This is a genomic window from Thermodesulfovibrionia bacterium (assembly GCA_030646035.1).
In the GTDB taxonomy this organism is placed as follows: Bacteria; Nitrospirota; Thermodesulfovibrionia; order UBA6902; family UBA6902; genus JACQZG01.
On sequence record JAUSMY010000024.1, the window covers coordinates 1 to 1,174 of the forward strand.

Consider the following 1,174-nt stretch of genomic DNA (forward strand, 5'->3'; position numbering starts at 1 on the left):
TCCCCATTGATTGTCTGTAGTCCAGCCGGGCTGTCCCCAAACATTCAATTGGTTTCCAGGATCAGTGGCACTGTTATCCCATGATACATCAAGTCCCTTGGTGACATTAGTATGAGTTTGCTGTTTTAGATCATAAACCCACCAATTACTTTCTTTATAATAGTTAATATACCGTCCATCCGGCGAAATACCCATGTGATTAATAAGACCTGAATGTCCCTTTAAAAATAATTCCCTTTTACCGGTTGCAAGATGTACCAGATAATAATCCATATCGGCAATCCACTTATATTGTGGATTGTACTGCAAAGGGTCAGCCACAAGAGCATAATCTTGATTACCGCTCAACATCACCCAACGCTGCTCAGCAGTACTGATTTGACGCACAATAGCACTCTTAGGATACCAAACAGCAAGGTATTGTGGATACTTTACTGTAGCAGATAACTTTCGATCGGGAAATATCATTTTGTCCTTTGCATGCCAAATTTCCACTGCATCTGCTGACATCCCATTAGGTTTGGATAATATAGCCGTTATCCCGAAAAAAACCTTTTCTCCATCTCGTGATAGGGTTAACTCCACGTTTTGATTAGGATCAATTTTCATTGAATCGGGAAAATTTGCATCCGTACTTTTTAAAACATGCTGTTGCCCCGATTCAATATCATGATAATAGAGCTCCTCCTCTCCCTCATTAACACCATAAAAAACAATTGCTTTTCCTTTATGTTGCCATCGTAAAACCTTAAAAGTCTGAGCTTTTTGTGAAGCTATAAAGCGTTTGACATAAGTTCCTGCCAATGTTAGACTTCCTACTTGACCAATACCATTTTCCGTGCTCGCATAAACCAACATATTTTTAGCATCATTCAAACGGTATTGCGTCACATTCGAAATGACATCGATAATCATTCCGTCTTTTCGTATCACAAGCGGGCTGCCTTGACCCTTTTCCATCGTGACAAGATAGTGGGTGTCTGATGAAAAATCATAGCGCTCTACACCGGGAATCACACTCTCTTTGCCACTTCTCAAATCAATTAAGGAAAGACCTTCTTTCTTGCTGCAGGCAAAAGTGCGCTCACCGTTAAAAATTCCTGCACGTCCTCCAGGTAAAGAATACTTCTGTCTGGTTTTAGTATTTAGAACAAACAAGGTGTCTGCCTTGGAC

Annotated in this window: 1 protein-coding gene; it reads right to left on the reverse strand. The window is 40.5% G+C overall.

Going from position 1 to position 1,174, the window contains the following annotated elements:
- Nucleotides 1-1,174, reverse strand: a 1,174-nt coding sequence (locus Q7U10_03650; protein ID MDO8281711.1) for a hypothetical protein, incomplete at both ends; no start/stop codon positions are given.